The organism is Micromonospora sp. NPDC005220 (assembly GCF_040607895.1).
In the GTDB taxonomy this organism is placed as follows: Bacteria; Actinomycetota; Actinomycetes; order Mycobacteriales; family Micromonosporaceae; genus Micromonospora.
On sequence record NZ_JBEXHP010000005.1, the window covers coordinates 61,659 to 78,209 of the forward strand.

The window sequence follows — 16,551 nt, forward strand, 5'->3', positions numbered from 1 at the left end:
GATCTCATGGGCGCCGGATTCGACTCAGCAGCCTCGCCCACAAGATCTTGTGGGCGAGGCGTCGCTGCTGCCCTACATGTATCGGCGTGTCGTACGCGTGTTCGCCTGCATGGGCGCTTCAATGATCTATCCGTGGAGGATATCGGATCACCGCGAAGAGGAGGGCAGCGTGCCGACGCCTGACTACCTGAAGGATCAGCTGGCGAAGCTGAAGAAGGAAGAAGCCGACCTCTCGAAGAAGCAGGGCGCGGAACGCACCGCCGCCGCCAAGCTCCGGGAGAAGGCTGCCACTAAGGCCGGCCAGGCGCAGCGGACCAAGGTCGCGTCGTCGATCCAGCGGTTGATCAAAGATTCCAACCGGGCCGAGCAAGATGCTGTAAAGCACGACGACAAGGCTGCCGACTACGGCAAGAAGTTGGCTGCCGTGGCGAAGAAGATCGCGACGACCTCGAAGACGCTCACCCAGGCCGAGACCACCGCAACGAAGGCGCGCGACCGCGACGACCAGCGTCGGCGGCGTCGCGAACTGGCGCACGCTCGTGAGGTGGCGGCGGCATCCCGCCCACGAGCTTCGGAGCCCGCGCAGCCAAAGGAAGAACCGCTGCGGGTCGCGTACCTCACCGCAAGCCCCGATGGCGAGGATCGGCTACGGGTCGACCGGGAGGTACGCGAGGTCAGGGAGGCGGTCAAGCGGGCCATCCACCGGGGCCAGGTGACGATTGACCACTGGCCTGCGGCGACGTTCGACGACCTGTTCAACGCCCTCAACGACCAGCGCCCGCATGTCATGCACTTCTCAGGGCACGGGTCGGCCGCAGGTCTGTTCTTCGACGGCACTGACACGGACAACCCTGACGGTGTGGACGTCGGATTCGCACTATTGGGGCGGCTGTTGAAGGGTACGGATCGCCCGCCAACGCTGCTCGTGCTCAACGCATGCGACTCGTATGAAGGCGCGGAAACATTGCTGGACGCCGTACCGGTGGTCGTGGCTATGGTCGATGAGATCAGCGACGCCGCCGCGAAGGCTTTCGCGATCAAGTTCTACGCCGCTATCGCGAGCGGCCAATCCCTCGCCTCCGCGCTCGCTCAAGGTCAGGCCGCGAGCGAGTTTCTGACCGGCGAAGGGAGCACTCCGGAGGTGCTCACGCAGCCGGGTCTACGCCCGGAGGACGTGCTCCTGGTGACCGCCCCGCCCGCATGACTCCGCCCGAGCAGGGGCGGTTCGTATTTCGTCGAACCGCCCGCCCCCGATGAGGCAAGGAGAACAAGATGAGTACCCCCCGAAGCGAGATGCGTTCCGCCCGGCTGAACGGACCACTCGGGCGTCACATGGAAGAAGTCGCCATCGTCCGCCGCAGCTCCGATGGTGAACTGCGTGTCGATGCCTTTGCCCTGATGTCAGCCAAGAGGGCTACATTCCCGCTCGACACCGACCTTGAGGAGGGGGACCTGATCGAGCAGCGCCTTCCCTCGGGGAAGGCCAAGCTGTATCGAGCGACACGGGTGACCTACCACAGCCAGCGCGGACTACCGGCATCGGCCCAACGCGTAACGGTCGATATCGAGCCGGTTACAACTCGGCCGGCACCCGCGGACCGGCGGGTAGAAATCCGCGGGATGCACCCTACCGTGTCTCGGGCGGCAGGCGCCTTGTTCGCAGACGGCCACTACAGCAAGGCCGTACTGGCCGCTTTTCAAGCCGTGGAGCTAGAAGTCCAGACGAAATCCGGTTTGATCGAAACCGGCGTCCCGCTCATGCATCGCGCCCTCAACCCCCAGAACCCGATCATCGACGTCGCCCGACATGGCGGCCGCAACGCGCAGGACGAACGCGAGGGATTCCGATTCCTATTCGCTGGAGCGATGGCGGGCCTTCGCAATCCCCGGGCACATGGTGCAGACCTACCCGACTCCGAAGTGGAAGCAATCGAGTACCTAGCGTTGGCGAGTGCGCTACTACGTCGAATCTGATGAGTCCTCTCCCGCGCTACACGCGGACGCGTCGCATGCGAGACGTCACCGAGTCGATCTGAGCCGCGACTTCGACCAGTCCGAAACCGATCGGCATGAGGTCCGGATGGATCACTTCCAACGCTTGCGGCGGATCAGTTTGCGGCACAACGACGAAGAGCTCATCGACGGCATACAGGCGCGGTCGCAGCTCAACTGCGTGCTCGTGTCCGACTACGAGCACCCTGCGAACACCGCCTTCGTAGGCAGCTGACAGCCACTGCGAGAGGCCAACGCCGATGTCGGCATCACCGGGCAGCGCGAAGTGCGCACTAGCGTGGCCTCCCGGGATGCCCTCGTCGATGGCCTTGCCCTCGACGACAAGGTCAGCGCTCGCGCGGAGGTCGAGCAAGAGCCGTTCTTCCGCCGCCGATTGATGTCCACCTTCCGCTGCGAACGCCCAAGTCAGGTACGGCCTTCGGCGCACGGTTGCGGTCAGCCACGGCTCAAGGACGGTCAGGGCTTCGTCGCGCAACACGTCGGTCTCGACCTCGACGCCTGCGGCGGCGAGCATCGAGGCGCCACCTTCGCCGCGGGAAGTTGGGTCCATGACGGCGATGACCACCCGGGAGACACCGGCGTTGATCAGCTCTTGGCGACAAGCTGGCGTGACTCCGACGTGGTTGCACGGTTCAAGCGTGACGACAGCCGTACCGCCGCGAGCCGCACCTCCCGCTCGGTTGAGAGCGTGTGCTTCGGCGTGCGGCTCGCCCTTGCGGCGGTGAAATCCCGCGCCCACCACCGTTCCATGCTGATCCAGGATCACGCATCCGACGGGCGGGTTCGGGCTCGTGGTGCCCAGCCCAAGGGCGGAGAGGGTGATGGCCTGCCGCATCGCGGACAGCTCGAGGTCTGACGCCATCAGGCAGTCTCCACCAGGTCATCGAGGAACGCACTGACGTCGGCCAAGTGGCGGTGCTCGTCAACAGCGGAGCCGATCTGGCCGAGTTGGTGAAGGATCCGGCGCGATCCAGCTCGCCGAGCGATCGGTAGGGCGATATGCGCCGTAACGGCCGCCTGCTCAGGCTGGTCAGCCGCTACGTGGGCTGCGGCCTTGGTCAGCAGGGCTGCGGTGAAATCCTGGCGGTGGAGCGACGGGATCGACGGCAGCGCGGCGTCGAGTACTGCAACGGCCTCGTCGGGCCGCCGCCCTATCCTCAAGCACGTGCCTCGATGGACCTCGATGTAACCGCTCGTGCAGTAGGAGGCGTGCTCGCCTTCGGGCTTACCTGGGCGGCGGTCTGCGGCCCACTCATGAGCGTTGTCCAGGAGTTGCATGGCCTTGCGATGCTCGCCGACTGTGGCGAGCGCATGGGCATGCTGCACGCGGAGTGCCGCGCGCACTGGGCTGGGTACCTTCTTGTCTTGCAGCATGGCAGCTTCGGCCTCTTCGACAGCACGGCGCGGGTTTCCGGCGATAAGCCAGTGCTGACTGCTGCGGTACGTCGCCCACGCTGTCATGGTCGGATCAGCAATCTGATCCGACCACTTAAGCGCCTTGCGGGTCCAAAGCTGAGCGGCCGGAGCGTCGTTGAGTGAGTGATTCAACCAGGCTGCCGATTCAGCGTACTGCGCCGCTAGGCGTACAAGGCTGGGGCGAAACGACGATGGCACCTCGTTGAGCAGCCGGTCGAGCAGATTTAGCTGAGCCGTGACCCCGAACAGGGCGTACTGCGGTCCGAACAGCTTGTCGTTCTGGACCAGCAGGTGCCACTGGGCTCGCAGCTGATAGACCGTCTCATCCCAGCTTCCCGGTATCGGCTGCTCAGTGCCGAGGTTGGCGGTAGTGGTGAGGTCGGTACGCCGCGGGCTGTAGAGGTCGAGTTGGCCGTCGCTGGCGGCACCGAGAACGTGACAGAGAGCAGCGCGACGCTCTTCGTTGGGCCAACGGTGCTCGCCGCGTTCGAGCTTGCCGATCCAGCGAGAGTCGACGTAGTGCGCGGTGAGGACCCTGCCGGGGTAGAGCCGATCAAGAGCGGCGTTGACGGCATCGGCCAGCTCGCTGCGTGACAAGGGTTGCCCTGGCCGCCGAGGTGAGGCTAGCCGCCGGCGGGCGTCGCTGAGCAGGGTGTTCGGGCTGATTACCGTATCCGGGTGACGGGGCATTACCGGCCCCGGCGCACTGGCAGGTGAGGGCCGAGACCTTCGTCGCCATCACCTCTGGGCTGCCGACCGAGTTCGACAACCGTATCGGGATGACGTGACACTGGCTCCCCCTTCCACGTCGATCCGTGACGTGCGCATCGCTGCTGTTGGTCGGCTACTCGAGTCATGTGGATTCGATGTCCAGGATGCCAACATTGAGGCCTGAGGGCTACGGCTTCGTTGGGTGTAGGCCCTCGCGTCGAAGGTCGCGTCACACCGCATGGCGCTGCAGCGCACTTTGGCCAGGGTCAGCGGCTGAACTTGCCCACCCGAAGGCCGCCGGTGAAGGCGCTCCAAGTAGCGGAGCGAAACTCCAGTATCGGACCGGCGTCGTTCTTCGAGTCGCGCACGCCGACGGTGCCGTCGACTGCGTTGGCGACCTCGACGCAGTTGCCATCGTCGCTGCGGGTGGACTTGCGCCATGCTGAATATCGCGAGGTCATGCGGAAACTCCTTCCATGGGTGATAGGTCCTGCGCCGCAATACGGAGCAGATCAATGCTGACGTCAGGTGCGAGTGCGGCGGCCTTCAGCCGGCTGTGCAGGCTCAGATAGGGCTGGACCTCATCCGGCTCGGTGTAAATCAGATCACTCGTAAGCGTGTCGGCGGCGACAGCCACGGAGGCCGGCGTGTCGCGGTAGCGGTAGATCGAGTACGCGGACCTGGGCGCGCTGTGGCCCTTGATGGAGGCGTCGATCGGAAGCACCCGGACAGTCACGGTTGGGTGTGCGGCGCAGACGGCGACGATGTGCCGGAGCTGATCGGCGACGATGTGGGGATCGGCGGCGCACCGTCGGACCGCGATTTCGTCGAGCACAACGTCGTAGCGCGGCCCACCGACGGCGAGTAGCAGCCGCTGTCGGTGCGATCGGGCAGCGACCGCCGCAGCGGGGTCGAAGGTCTCGGCGTGCCGGGCCGGGTCGCTGCGCAGCCGAGCATCGGCAAACGCCGTCGTCTGGAGCAGTCCGGGCACCAGCGCCAGGGCGTACTCCGTGATGGTTCTGGTGCCGCTCTCCAGGTCTGCGTAGGTTGCTTGCCGGGCGCCCATTCGCTCCGCGTCGGCTATCCACCACCCCCGCGCCCAGCCGTCGGTAGCCGCGTCCATGATGGCTGTCCGCCGGTTGGCGCCAACGGTCAGGTAGTCACAGATCGCGCTGACCAGATCGATATCGGGGCCGAGGTGCCCATTCTCCATGGCACTGAGCTGTTGCCGTGGAAACCCAACGGCGCGCGCGAGTGGTTCAGCGGCCAGCCCGTGCTCGTTACGCAGGCGCCTGATCTCGCGTCCAAGCCATCGTCGCCGGACGTACGGACTGGGTCTGGTCACCGGCGGCCTCCACGGCATCGTCTCAAGCCGGTCGACCATGCGGCCGGCTCGGTGATCTCAATGTAACCCCGGCAAACGGCTAATCGATCTTGTCGGTGGTTACTGCACGACCATGAATACCCAGTTCAGAGGGCGGTCGGGCCGGAGGTCGGTACACGAGGTCGGACCAGAGGTCGGCATTCCCAGCCGTACAGCATTCCGTGATCGTTGACTCGCAATCAGTTATTCGCCGGTGGGCCCAGGCCCACCAAGCGGTTGCTCGATCGCCCGAGATCCAGCTGGGCAGGTGCCTGCTTCGGTACTAACCAGGCGAGCAGGGTGCAGGGCCCGTCACGTCCCCCCCGTGCGAGACGGTCCCTGCACCCGCCCGACGGGGCCGCGGCCAGGGTCGGTGGGTCCCGGCCGCGCACCCACCCAGGGAGGGGAGATGACGGTGGTGAAACGGATCAAGTGGTTCGTCCCTGCACAGGACGGTCGCCAGTACAGACCGTTCGGCATCGACTGTGAAGGCGCGGCGACGCTGTTCAGTCACCGCAGCGGATGGAACCGGACCGGCGCGGCCGGCCCGAACCAGCACTCCCCTCGAGATCTCGCTGCGGAGAACCGTGCCTTCTGGGCCGGTCTTGATCGGGCGCCTGCCGATCGGCAGACCCGTCTCAGCCCTCAGGGCAACGAAGAGCCGACACCATGAACGACCCCGGCGATCTGCCCGCCGCCGGACCCGGGACGCTGCTGAGGCTCGGTCCCGACGATTGGTCTCTCGGCCGGGACCTGACCCCTGGTACGCACGTCGACGTCGTCGTCGCCTGGCTCCGCACCGACCTCGCGCACCTCAGCGAAGAGTGGATGTGGGTACGCGGCCACCGACCCCAATGCGACTACCCCAACGTTGATCTACACCCGCCGTGTATGGAGCTGCGCGTCGGCGTCGCCGCGCTACGCCGGATTGCGCAGACGCCGTGACCCGCACCGACGAAAGCGCCCGCCCCGTCGACCGTTTCGAGTCGGCCCGCCTGACGGTGCTCCAGCACGTCGGTAGCCGCACCTGCTTCCACTGCTGCGACAACCAATGCAAGCAGCACACCTGGGCGGTGGAGGAGCTAGCCCGCCACGCCGGGGGCCGACGCCTCCTCTGCCGACTCGGGGCTGCTCCCACGCTATCCCGGAAGGCCAGCTGCGGTGACCAGACCCCTCGGCGCGGCCGATGAGAACGCCATGTCCGGCCACAGCCAGCCAGTACCGCCCCATCGCCCGGTCAAAGCCGTCGGTACCGCTGCCGCAGTCTCCCCTCGCATCGCCGACGAGTTCTTCTACATGGCCCACGACGACCAGACCGGCCGGCCCCGGCTCTACGACACTGCACTGGCCTCGGGCCTCGCCGCCGCGCTGCTCATCGAGCTGTACTACGAACGCCGAATCACGTTCGAGCGAGGAAAGGTCCACGTCCTCCAGACCTTCCCGCCGAAGGATTGGCTGCAACACCTCGTCCTCGACCGGTTGATCGCCCAGCCGCAGCACACCGACAGCCGGACCTGGCTGGCGTTTCTGGCCACCACCGCCTACGAGCAGGTCGCCACACGCATGTGGCAGGTCGGGCTCCTCCAACAGCAACAGGTCAACCGGCTCTGGCGGCAGCGCACCGTCTACGTGCCGACCGACATCAACACCGCCGCCTGGTCGTGGGCTCGGCTGTCGCAGCAGGTACGCAACTACCGGCGGCTCGACCATTTCGACATCGCGCTGGCCGGCCTGACGCTGCACACCCAGCTGGACACAGCCCTGCTCGACGGCGCGCCGTACAGCGCTCAAGCGCACCTACGCCAACTGGTCAACCAATCGTGGCTACCGCTACGCGACCTCCTCGCCGACCTCAGCAGCGTCATCGGCGCAGGCGTTCTCAGCCACCGCACCTCCTGACATGCGGCTCACAAACCACCCCTCACGCGAAAGAGAAACCATGGCCCACTCGAAACCTGACACCGTCGCCGCTGTCCTGGCACGCGGCCGGCTCGGAATCCCCTCCGTCGTGTTCTTCGTGATCGCCGCAGCCGCGCCACTCACCGTCATCGCCGGCGGAGCAACCACCGGGTACGCCGTCACCGGTGTAACAGGTATCCCCGTGTCGTACCTGGTCGTCACCGCCGTGCTCGCCCTGTTCGCGGTCGGCTACGTCGCCATGTCCCGGCGGATCGTCAACGCCGGCGCCTTCTACACCTACGTCACCCGGGGACTCGGCCGCCCGGCCGGCGTCGCCGCAGCCATGGTCGCGCTACTGGCCTACAACGCCATGCAAATCGGCCTGTACGGCGGGTTCGGCGCGGTCCTCGCCCAGTTCCTGCAAAGCCAGTACGGCTGGGACACCACCTGGTGGCTGTGCGCTCTGAGCGCCTGGGCCGTCGTCGCCGTTCTCGGTCTACTGCGCATCGACCTGAACGGCAAGGTCCTGGCGATCATGCTCGTCGCCGAGTGCGCCGTCGCCCTCGTCTTCGACGCGGTAATGGTCGGCCACCCCGCCAGCGGGACGCTCACCTTCGACACCCTCGCCCCATCACACATCCTCGCCGCCGGAATCGGCGCCGCACTGGTCACCGCGATCACAGGCTTCGTCGGCTTCGAGGGCACCGTCGTCTTCAGCGAAGAGACAAAGGACCCTCGCCGGACCGTACCGCGTGCCACGTACATCGCCGTGGCGATCACCGGCCTGCTCTACGGCCTGTCGGCATGGGCCATGTCCGTGGCCACCGGTCCCGACAGGATCGTGGACGCCGCCCGCGCCGACGGCACCGATTTGATCTTCAACCTCGTCTCGCCGCACCTCGACACGAGCGTCATCACAATCGGCCGCGTCCTTTTCATCACCAGCCTGTTCGCCGCGCTGCTGTCGTTTCACCACACCGTGGCCCGCTACCTGTTCGCCCTCGGACGTGAGCGGGTGCTCCCCGCCGCGCTAGGCCGGACCAGCCACCGCACCGGCGCACCGAAGGGCGGCTCGATCATCCAGAGCGTCATCGCGGTGGCCGTACTCGTCGGCTACACGGTGGCGAACGCTGACCCGATCGTGCACCTCTTCTTCTGGGTCACTGTGACCGGTGGCCTCGGCGTCCTGGCCCTGATGACCGTGACCTCTGCCGCAGTGGTCAGCTACTTCGCCCGGATCAGACACACCGAGGGGCCTTGGCGGGCAGTCGTCGCGCCACTGATGGCCACGATCGCGCTGACGGCAATCCTGGCCGTCACCGTGCAGGAGTTCGACACCCTCCTCGGCGTCCAACCGAACTCGCCGCTGCGCTGGCTCTTCCCGGCCACGTACGCCATCGTCGCCCTTATCGGCGCAACCTGGGCGCTGACCCTTCGCGCGACCAAGCCCGACGTCTACAACGCCATCGGCCTCGGCGCGGAGAGCGCCACCGCGTCCCTCCGCAGCCCTGCCGCCGTTCGCCAGCCGGCCTAATCCGAGCCAGGAGTGACCGTGACCGACATCAGCACCACCGTGACCGTGCGCCAGGCAACCCACAGCGATGCGGCAACCCTCATCGCCGTCCTCGTCGAGGCATTCTTCGACGGGCCGGTAGCCGACTGGCTGGTCCCCGACCCCAACGACCGCCGCGCCGTCTACCGCCGGTACTTCGAGCTAGTTCTGCACCACGGCCTCGAAAACGGCCACGTCGACACCACTGAGGACCTGTCCGCAGTCGCGATCTGGTACCCCCGCCTTGAGCCCTCTCCCAAAGGCTCGCTGGAATACCAGCCTGCTTTGGAAGAGGCCACCGGGGTTTACGCACCAAGGTTCACCCTTCTCGATGCGGTGTTCGAGGCGTTCCACCCGGGCGAGCCGCATCACTACCTCGCCTACGTCGCGGTCAACCCGGGGCAGCAAGGCCACGGCGTAGGCACCGCGATGCTCGGCCAGTACCACCGCCAGCTCGACGCGCTCGGCATGCCCGCGTACCTGGAGGCCAGCAACGTTCGCAATCGCGAGTTGTACGTCCGACTCGCTTACCGTGCCGGGCCGCCGCTGATCCTGCCCACCACCGGGCCGACAATCTGGCGGATGTGGCGCGGACAGCCAGGGGCTCCAGCGCCGGCCGCCTTCCCCGCGAGTGGACCACCGCCCCGCCGGCGGTCCCTGTGACCTCCGCAGCGACCGCTCCGCTCCTACGGCCGGGGCGACCCGGGGATGTGGCCGCTATCGCCGCCATGCTGTCCCAGGTCCTCGCCAACGACCCGGTCGCCGAATGGCTGGTACCCGACCTGCCCGGACGCGTTGTGGCACCGCGGCCGTTGCTGCCTCCGCGCCCGGAAAGGCATCAAGGCGGCGGACGGTCCCGTAGCGATGACCGGGCGACCCTCGCGGCGATCCTGTACCTGCTGGGGTCCGACTGCTCGAGGCGCAAGCTACCCGGCTCGTCTCCGGTCCACTGGCGTACGACGCACCGCCGGTTCGCACAGTGGGTTGTCGTTAGGCCTCGCACTGGCCGGCACCGTCATAAACGGATCGCTTGCGTCGTCCGTGAACGTTCACCGGGTCTAAGTCGGCAGACGGCTGCGGCCCGGCGAGGATTTCTGCGGGCCATTACGCGGCGGACCAGGGGTCGGGCCAGTCGAGGAGGGTGGCCAGGCGGGCGTTGTGCGGCGCGAAGTGCTCGCTCAGACGCTCCCGCAGCGCCGGGGTCAGCTGGGAGGGGCCGTGGTCGACGCGACGGGTGTGCCGGGTGAACGCCTCGGGGGTGAAGGCCGGCAGCCCGAGGAAGCGCAGGATCCCGGCGTACGTGCCCGCCGGGTCGTCGTGCAGATCCTCGGTCCGGGCGACGTGGATCCGCTCCCTCGGGACGTGCGCGAGCCACCGGTCCAACTGCTCGGCGTATCGACCCCGGGCCGCGTACGAATAACTGCGCAACGCCTGGTGCGCGGCGGAGCTGTCCGGGCCGCCCCGCGTCGCGTGCGCCAGCCGTTCCTCCTCGGCTTCGAGGGCGTCGGCGAAGGAGAGCGGCTCGACGCCGTACGAGCGGGTGTGCAGGTAGTGCGAGTAGGCCCGCTGCACCGGGTCACGTAGCAGTGCGACGAAGCGGGCCTGCGGCAGGGTCGCCGCGACCCGGGCCGGCACGCTCGGGTGGAACAGGTAGTAGGGGCTCGCCTCGAACGTCCGCTCACCGGGAGCGAGGCGCGGGAAGTGCCCCCGGTACCACCGCACCCCCCGACCGTGGTGGACGCTGAAGTACTGCAACTCCTTGCCGCTGGCCGCCCGGACCTGGGGATGCGCGGCGAGGTGGTGGTACAGCGAGGTGGTGCCGCAGCGCTGCCCACCGATCACCAGGAAGTCGGGCAGCGGACCGGGCTCCCCCGGCCGGGCCGCCCGCCCCCAGGCCCGTGCCGCGCGTACCCCCCGACGCAGCCGGTCGCTGACCTGACGCCTCGCGACGCCGGTCACGAGCGGACCTCGGCGGGGGTGGGGTTGGCGGCGCGACCTCGACCACCTCGGCGGGTCACCGAACGCAACACCATGACGTCCTCCCGGCTGAGCCCGAGGGCGAGCACCGCGGCGAGGTACGCCACCACGATCGCGGCCAGCCCGACCGCGAGTTGCGCGGTCCAGCCGTCGACCAGCCAGCGCACACCGAGCCCGACGCCCATCGCGACCAGCGCGGCGACCAGGCCCTTGACCATGCCCGCCGTCACCGGCACGGTGTGCACCTGGGCGCGCACCTGCCAGACCCGGGCGATGTTCACCGCTGCCAACGACACCGCCCAGGCCACCGCCGCGCCGAGAATGCCGTACGCCGGGATGAGCCACAGGTTCAGCAGGACGTTGAGCAGCAGGGCGGCGAGGTTGTCCATCATGTTGACCGAGACCCGGCCGGACATGTTCAGCAGCGTCCCGCAGGGCCCGGTCGCGGCGTTGACGAGCTGGCCGAGCGCCAGTACGACGGTGACCGCCGCGCCGCCGGCCAGACCCGGCCCGCCGACCAGGCGCAGCAACTGCTCCGGGAAGACCAGCAACGCCACGAAGGCCGGCAGCGACAGTCGGAGCACCCAGCCGGTGGCGACCCGGTAGATCCGGCGTACCTCGTCCAGCCGGCCCTGGTGGTAGAGGTGCGCCAGGTGCGGGCCGAACGAGGCGTTGACCGGGGCCAGCACGAACACCGCGATCGTGACCAGCCGGGTCGCCACGTGGTAGACGCCGATCGCGTCGGGACCGTAGTCGAAGAAGCCGAGCAGCAGCGCGTCCACCCAGATCAGCCCGGTGGACGACAGCGAGGAGACCCAGCTGACGGTGGAGAACCGGAACAGCTCGCCCGGCCGGTACGCGGGCCGGGCGGCGGGCACCCGGCGCACCATCCGGGCGAGCGCCACGAGGGCGAACCCGGCCGCGCTCCAGCTCGCCGCCACCAGCGCCCAGAACGCGCCGGTCAGGCCCGCACCGAGGGCGAGCGCCAGCGCGGTGAGCACCAGCCGGGCGGCCGGCTCGTAGACCTGGCCGATGAGCGCGTAGGCCCGTTGCGTGCGCCAACCCCGGGTGGCCGCGAGCGCGGCCTCGCAGACGGTCGCGGCGGGCAGGCACAGCGCCACCAACCGCAGCCCGGTGGTGAGCTGCGGGTCGTGCAGGGCGTCGGCGAGCCACGGCGCGCCGATCGCCAGACCGAGAGCGATCACCGTGGACGCCACGGCCGAGATGCCGATCCCGAGCCGGATCGCGCCCCGCAGGGCGGCCGGCTCGTCGTCGGCGAGGTGCACCGCCACGAACCGGGTCAGCCCGGCCCGGAAACCGGAGAGCGAGAGCAACCCGAGCAGCGACAGCACGGCGTAGACCTGGGCGTACCGGCCCAGCTCCCGCACCCCCAGGACCCGGGCCAACAGGAGCATGACCAGGAAGAGCGCCACCTGGCTGAGCACGGCGCTGCCCAGGTTCAGCACACCGCCGCGGGCCATCCCGCGTACCTGCTGGTCGCCGGCCTCCGGCGCGGCCGGCAGCCGGCCGGTCACCTCGCGCACCCGACGGCCCGTTCTCCGACGGTCACGGCCGTGCCGCGCCCACGGTCTCCGCCGGCGCCGACCGGGCCGAGGTGGTCGCCGTCGGGGCCACCGGCCGGGCGGCGGCACGACCCCGGGAGAGCAGTTCGAGTACGCCCACCAGCAGCACCCCGAGCAGCAGACCGGCACCGCCCACCGGCAGGGCGGTGCGCACCAGCTCCGCCATCCGGCTCACCTCGTGCGCCTCACCGATGCTGGTCACCTGCTTCGGGTCGGCGGCCTGGGCCTGCGCCCGCGCCGCCTGCAACCCCTCCCGCGCCTGGGACAGCGCGTTTGTCGCCGCGTCCCGCTGGGCGAGCAGCGCCTGGTAGTCGGGGAGCTTCGGCCCCAGCTCGTCGAGCTTCTTCTGCGCGGCGGTGATCGCGGCGGTCGCCGCGTCGACACCTCGGCCGTTACCGACCGCCTGCATGGAGAGCTGCTGCTGACGCAGGCTGGTCAGCTCGCTCAGCGTGGCCTGGTAGATCCGGTCCGGCTGGGAGACCTTGTTCGCCTTCTCCCACTCGCCGATCGCCCTGGTCGCGGCGGTGACGTCGGCGTTGGCCGCCTCGACCTCGCCGGTGGCGATGCCGACCTGGGAGGAGAAGAGGAAGGCCAGCGCCCGGGTGGTGGTCGCGGTCAGCACCGGCGCGACAGTCGCCCGGTCACCGGCGGTGTACGTCACCTCCAGTTGGCTGCTCGCGCCGACCTGGGTGATGGCGAGCCCGTCGCGCAGCCGCTCCGGCGACACCCCGGTGTCACCGGCCACGTCGGCGAGCACCCGGGGCGAGGTGACCGCAGCGCCGAACGCCGCGACGAACTGGTTCGCCGCCTGGGTTCCGGTGTACTGCGTCCCGGCCGTACCGCCCACCAGCGCCGGCGCCGCCACGTACGCGGTACCGCTGAACTGCTGTGGCGCGAGCAGGACGATGGCGGCCGCGGCGCCGGTGGCGAGCACCGGCACTCCCACGAGTACCCAGAGGCGCCGCCGGGCGACCCGCAGGTAGTCGACGATCTCCACTTCTTCCCCAATGCTGTCGTTCAGTCAAACCGGGACGGAGGTGCGTGGTGGCTGCTCGCCGGTCAGGTTCGGAGCCGGTCGGCGGGCGATCACACTGGCCGCCGCGGCGAACGCGACGAAGTACCAGAGGGTGACCACGTTGGAAAGGACGTTGGAGGCGGCGCTGACCGCCACGAAGGCGGCGGCGCAGCCGGTGAACCCGACCGCGACGCCACGCTCGAAGCTGCCCGGAGGCGCCCGCCGCAGCGCGGTCCGCGCGGTGTGCAGAAAAGCGAGAATCATCAGCAGGTACGCCCCGAGACCCAGCAGCCCGGTCTCCACGTACGCCCGCAGGAAGTCGTTGTGCGGCTTCTTCGCCTCGTCGGTCTCGCGCTGGGTCATGTTCGGCCCGATGCCGGTCACCGGGTTCCGGTCGGCGAGCGTGACGATCTCGGTCCAGTAGCCGATCCGCCACGCCAGGGTGTTTCCGGTCGGGTCTCCGCCGACCGTGCGCGACGTACCGAGTTGGGCGAACCGCTCGCCGACGGCCGGCACCAGGGCCACCCCGGCGACCGCCACCACGCAGAGGGTGACCAGCATCCGCTTGCTGCGATGCAGCGCGGCGACCACCACCAGGCCGATCGCCGCGCCGAGCAGGGCACTGCGGGTGTTGGCGAGCAGCAGGAACAGCAGTGAGAGCGCGAGCAGCACCCCGAGTGACGCCCGCAGTCGACGACCCAGGAAGCGGTACACCGCGAACCCGAAGATCACCATGAACATCAGGTAGCGGCCGAAGGTGGTGGACTGGCTGAAGGTGCCGCTGATCCGGGTGAAGTCGCCCTTCACCTCGGCCGGCGGGTTGCCGAGCAGCGACAGGACGACGGTGTAGCCCAGCGCCAGCACCAGCGAGGCGTAGCAGGCGAGCAGGACCCGACGGATCGCCGCAGTATCCGGCATGAGCTGTTCCAGCACCACGAACATCACCACCACGGTGAGGATCCGCAACGCCTCCAACAGGCTGTTCGCCGGCTGGCTGGCACCGAGGGCGCTGACCACGCCGCTGGCGCCGACGAGCAGCATGGCCCAGCTGAGCGGGGAGCCGCGCAGCCGCCCGTGCCGGCTGAGCTGCGCGGCCAGCCAGAGCCCGGCGGCGAGGAGGAACAGCACCGCGAGCAGGGTGGAGGGGTCCATCGCCCGGGCCGTTCCGGCGGAGTCGGCCTGGCCGGCGCTCGGGCCGGTCAGCTTGAACAGGTCGACACAGGAGCGCACCGCGAGCATCAGCAGCACGTACCCGGCGAACCGGGTCAGCGCGAGGACGGCCACCGCGATGCCCGCGACCGCCGCGAGCGGCAGCACCACGCCCTTACGGTCACCGGCCGCCATCGAGACACCCGCTACCACCGCCACCACCGCGGCGGCCAGCGCCGCGCCGCCGGTGAGCAGGCGGGCGGGGTCGAGCCGCTTGGTCATGAGCGGAGTGACCTGCTGCGTGTGTTGTTCCACCGGTCCCACTGAACGAATCGACGCTGCCCGGCCGCTGCCGGGTGCGGCCCACCAATGTCCTCCCGGCACAAGATCGGTTCAATCTAGCCCTGTCGCCTCGACGGCAGAAGGGGCCATTGCACCGACTGGCACGTCATCCGCCGGGCTGACCCGGCGGGTGACCCCTCGGTCAACCGCTGGCCGTAAGTCGTGCCCTCGCCCGTCGCCTCGGCACCGGAACCAGGCCGAGATACAGCCGCTCCAACTCGCGGGCAGCGGTGTCCCAGCTGTACATCCCGGTCACCCGCTCGCCCAGTGCCGCCGCGCCGGCCCGTTCACCGGCCAGATCGGCGAGCAGCGTCTGCAACGCCCGCACCAGATCGTCCTCGTCGCCGTCGCGGAACAACCGCCTCCCGGCGGCGTCAGACTGCAACACCTCGACGTGCGGCGCGATGTCGCTGGCGATGACGGGCAGTCCGTACGCCGCCGCCTCCAGCAACGTCAGCGGCAGCCCCTCCAACCGGGACGGCTGCACGAACCCGGCGGCGCCGGCGTACAACTCGGTGAGCAGATCGTCGTAGGCGAATCCGGTGAAGACGATCCGGTCGTCCCCTTCAGCCTCGCGGCGCAGCCTGTCCACGTAGTCGTCGGTGAACGACGACCCGCCGACGAGCGCCAGTCGCATCCGGGTGTCGGTGCGGCGGAAGGCCCGGATCAGCAGGTCGGCCGCCTTCTCCGGTACCAGCCGACCGACCAGCAGCAGGTAGCCGCCGGGGGTCAGCCCGAACCGGTCCTGGATCTGACGGGTCCGCACCGGTCGGGCCGGGTTCGCCCCGTTCGGGATGTAGGTGGTGGGCCGACCGAACCGGTTCTCGTAGTGGGCAACGAGCCCACGGGAGACCGCGACCCGTTGATGGGGGACGTACCCGCTGAGCCAGTGGGCGGTCCCCAGCACCGTCCGTGCGGCCAACCCCCACTTGGCCCGGTGGTTGTCCAGGCCGTGCACGGTGAGCACCACCCGTGCCCGGGAGAGCCAACGCGGCATCGGGGCGACCAGGCCCGGCCCGAGCCCGTGGTAGTGCACGATGTCGGGCCGCTCCGTCATCGCCGCCACCGTCGAGGCCGCCGCGTGGACGATGGCATCGAGGTGCTTGCTGGCGACCGTGTGCACCTGCCGCAGCCGTACGCCCCGATGGCCGGCGGCCGGCGTCTCACCGTAGCTTCTGCGGCAGTAGACAGTGACCTCGTGCCCGTAGCTGGCCAGCCGGCTCGCCATCTCCTCCACGTGCCGTTCGATCCCGCCGTAGGTCGCCGGCATCCCTTTCTGCCCGATCATCGCGATCCGCAGCGGACGCCAGTTCGCGCCTGCTCCGGCGGTGTCACCTCCGGCAGCCCACGTGTCGAGCGGCTGCCGCGCCGCGACACCCTCCCCCCGCTGCCGGGGAATCGCAGGATGACCAGTGCCCTGGTCCACAGTGTCGGTATGCAGGTCGGGGTGGGCCACGATGACTCCCTGCGTGACTAGGTGCGCGCCCGCGCCCGGGCAGATCAACACCTTGCCATGTACGGGCCCGTCCGC

Annotated in this window: 16 protein-coding genes and 1 pseudogene; 8 read left to right on the plus strand and 9 right to left on the minus strand. The window is 69.1% G+C overall.

The features are described 5' to 3' along the window. Positions 1–49: 49 nt before the first annotated feature. On the plus strand, positions 50–1,204 hold the full coding sequence (locus tag ABZU52_RS03770; protein WP_354969553.1) for a CHAT domain-containing protein: 1,155 nt from the start codon (positions 50–52) through the stop codon (positions 1,202–1,204). Between the two features lie 68 nt (positions 1,205–1,272). Next, positions 1,273–1,974 (plus strand): TIGR02391 family protein, encoded by a 702-nt coding sequence (locus tag ABZU52_RS03775; RefSeq protein WP_354969554.1) that lies wholly within the window; start codon positions 1,273–1,275, stop codon positions 1,972–1,974. A gap of 16 nt (positions 1,975–1,990) precedes the next feature. Here the strand turns inward: ABZU52_RS03775 and ribD are convergent, their stop codons facing one another. From ribD to ABZU52_RS03795, 4 genes are all read right to left on the minus strand, one after another. Next, complete coding sequence (gene ribD, locus ABZU52_RS03780; protein WP_354969555.1) at positions 1,991–2,875, minus strand: bifunctional diaminohydroxyphosphoribosylaminopyrimidine deaminase/5-amino-6-(5-phosphoribosylamino)uracil reductase RibD; 885 nt, start codon at positions 2,873–2,875, stop codon at positions 1,991–1,993. Next, a complete protein-coding gene (locus ABZU52_RS03785) occupies positions 2,875–4,026 on the minus strand; it encodes a hypothetical protein (RefSeq protein WP_354969556.1) in 1,152 nt (383 codons plus the stop codon). The genes ribD and ABZU52_RS03785 overlap by 1 nt, the downstream gene beginning before the upstream one ends. Positions 4,027–4,406: 380 nt before the next feature. Then, entirely contained in the window at positions 4,407–4,601 is a 195-nt protein-coding gene (locus ABZU52_RS03790) for a DUF397 domain-containing protein (RefSeq protein WP_354969557.1), read from the minus strand. After that, positions 4,598–5,485, minus strand: a complete 888-nt coding sequence (locus ABZU52_RS03795) for a helix-turn-helix transcriptional regulator (RefSeq protein ID WP_354969558.1) — start codon at positions 5,483–5,485, stop codon at positions 4,598–4,600. The genes ABZU52_RS03790 and ABZU52_RS03795 overlap by 4 nt, the downstream gene beginning before the upstream one ends. A 427-nt stretch (positions 5,486–5,912) precedes the next feature. Here ABZU52_RS03795 and ABZU52_RS03800 point away from each other — a divergent pair, with 427 nt between their 5' ends. The 6 genes and pseudogenes from ABZU52_RS03800 to ABZU52_RS03825 form a co-directional block, all read left to right on the plus strand. Beyond that, on the plus strand, positions 5,913–6,176 hold the full coding sequence (locus ABZU52_RS03800) for a hypothetical protein (protein ID WP_354969559.1): 264 nt from the start codon (positions 5,913–5,915) through the stop codon (positions 6,174–6,176). Then, positions 6,173–6,448 (plus strand): hypothetical protein, encoded by a 276-nt coding sequence (locus tag ABZU52_RS03805; RefSeq protein WP_354969560.1) that lies wholly within the window; start codon positions 6,173–6,175, stop codon positions 6,446–6,448. The genes ABZU52_RS03800 and ABZU52_RS03805 overlap by 4 nt, the downstream gene beginning before the upstream one ends. Positions 6,449–6,664: 216 nt before the next feature. Further along, positions 6,665–7,402, plus strand: coding sequence for a GPP34 family phosphoprotein (locus ABZU52_RS03810; protein ID WP_354969561.1), 738 nt, complete (start codon positions 6,665–6,667; stop codon positions 7,400–7,402). Between the two features lie 40 nt (positions 7,403–7,442). Further along, the gene (locus tag ABZU52_RS03815) at positions 7,443–8,936 is read left to right on the plus strand and encodes an APC family permease (RefSeq protein WP_354969562.1); all 1,494 of its coding nucleotides are present in this window, start codon (positions 7,443–7,445) and stop codon (positions 8,934–8,936) included. An 18-nt stretch (positions 8,937–8,954) separates the two neighbouring features. Next, the gene (locus ABZU52_RS03820) at positions 8,955–9,617 is read left to right on the plus strand and encodes a GNAT family N-acetyltransferase (RefSeq protein WP_354969563.1); all 663 of its coding nucleotides are present in this window, start codon (positions 8,955–8,957) and stop codon (positions 9,615–9,617) included. Between the two features lie 65 nt (positions 9,618–9,682). Further along, positions 9,683–9,925 (plus strand): annotated as a pseudogene (locus ABZU52_RS03825) (transposase); the annotation flags it as partial. Between the two features lie 133 nt (positions 9,926–10,058). Here the strand turns inward: ABZU52_RS03825 and ABZU52_RS03830 are convergent. The 5 genes from ABZU52_RS03830 to ABZU52_RS03850 all read right to left on the minus strand — a co-directional run bounded on the left by ABZU52_RS03830 (position 10,059) and on the right by ABZU52_RS03850 (position 16,476). Next, a complete protein-coding gene (locus tag ABZU52_RS03830) occupies positions 10,059–10,913 on the minus strand; it encodes a sulfotransferase (RefSeq protein ID WP_354969564.1) in 855 nt (284 codons plus the stop codon). Then, positions 10,910–12,475, minus strand: a complete 1,566-nt coding sequence (locus ABZU52_RS03835) for an oligosaccharide flippase family protein (protein ID WP_354969565.1) — start codon at positions 12,473–12,475, stop codon at positions 10,910–10,912. Before ABZU52_RS03835 ends, ABZU52_RS03830 begins: the two co-directional genes overlap by 4 nt. Before the next feature lie 22 nt (positions 12,476–12,497). Beyond that, positions 12,498–13,511 (minus strand): Wzz/FepE/Etk N-terminal domain-containing protein, encoded by a 1,014-nt coding sequence (locus ABZU52_RS03840; RefSeq protein ID WP_354969566.1) that lies wholly within the window; start codon positions 13,509–13,511, stop codon positions 12,498–12,500. Positions 13,512–13,535: 24 nt separating this feature from the next. Beyond that, positions 13,536–14,993, minus strand: a complete 1,458-nt coding sequence (locus ABZU52_RS03845; RefSeq protein ID WP_354969567.1) for an O-antigen ligase family protein — start codon at positions 14,991–14,993, stop codon at positions 13,536–13,538. Positions 14,994–15,162: 169 nt separating this feature from the next. Next, a complete protein-coding gene (locus ABZU52_RS03850) occupies positions 15,163–16,476 on the minus strand; it encodes a glycosyltransferase family 4 protein (RefSeq protein WP_354969568.1) in 1,314 nt (437 codons plus the stop codon). Positions 16,477–16,551: the final 75 nt, after the last annotated feature.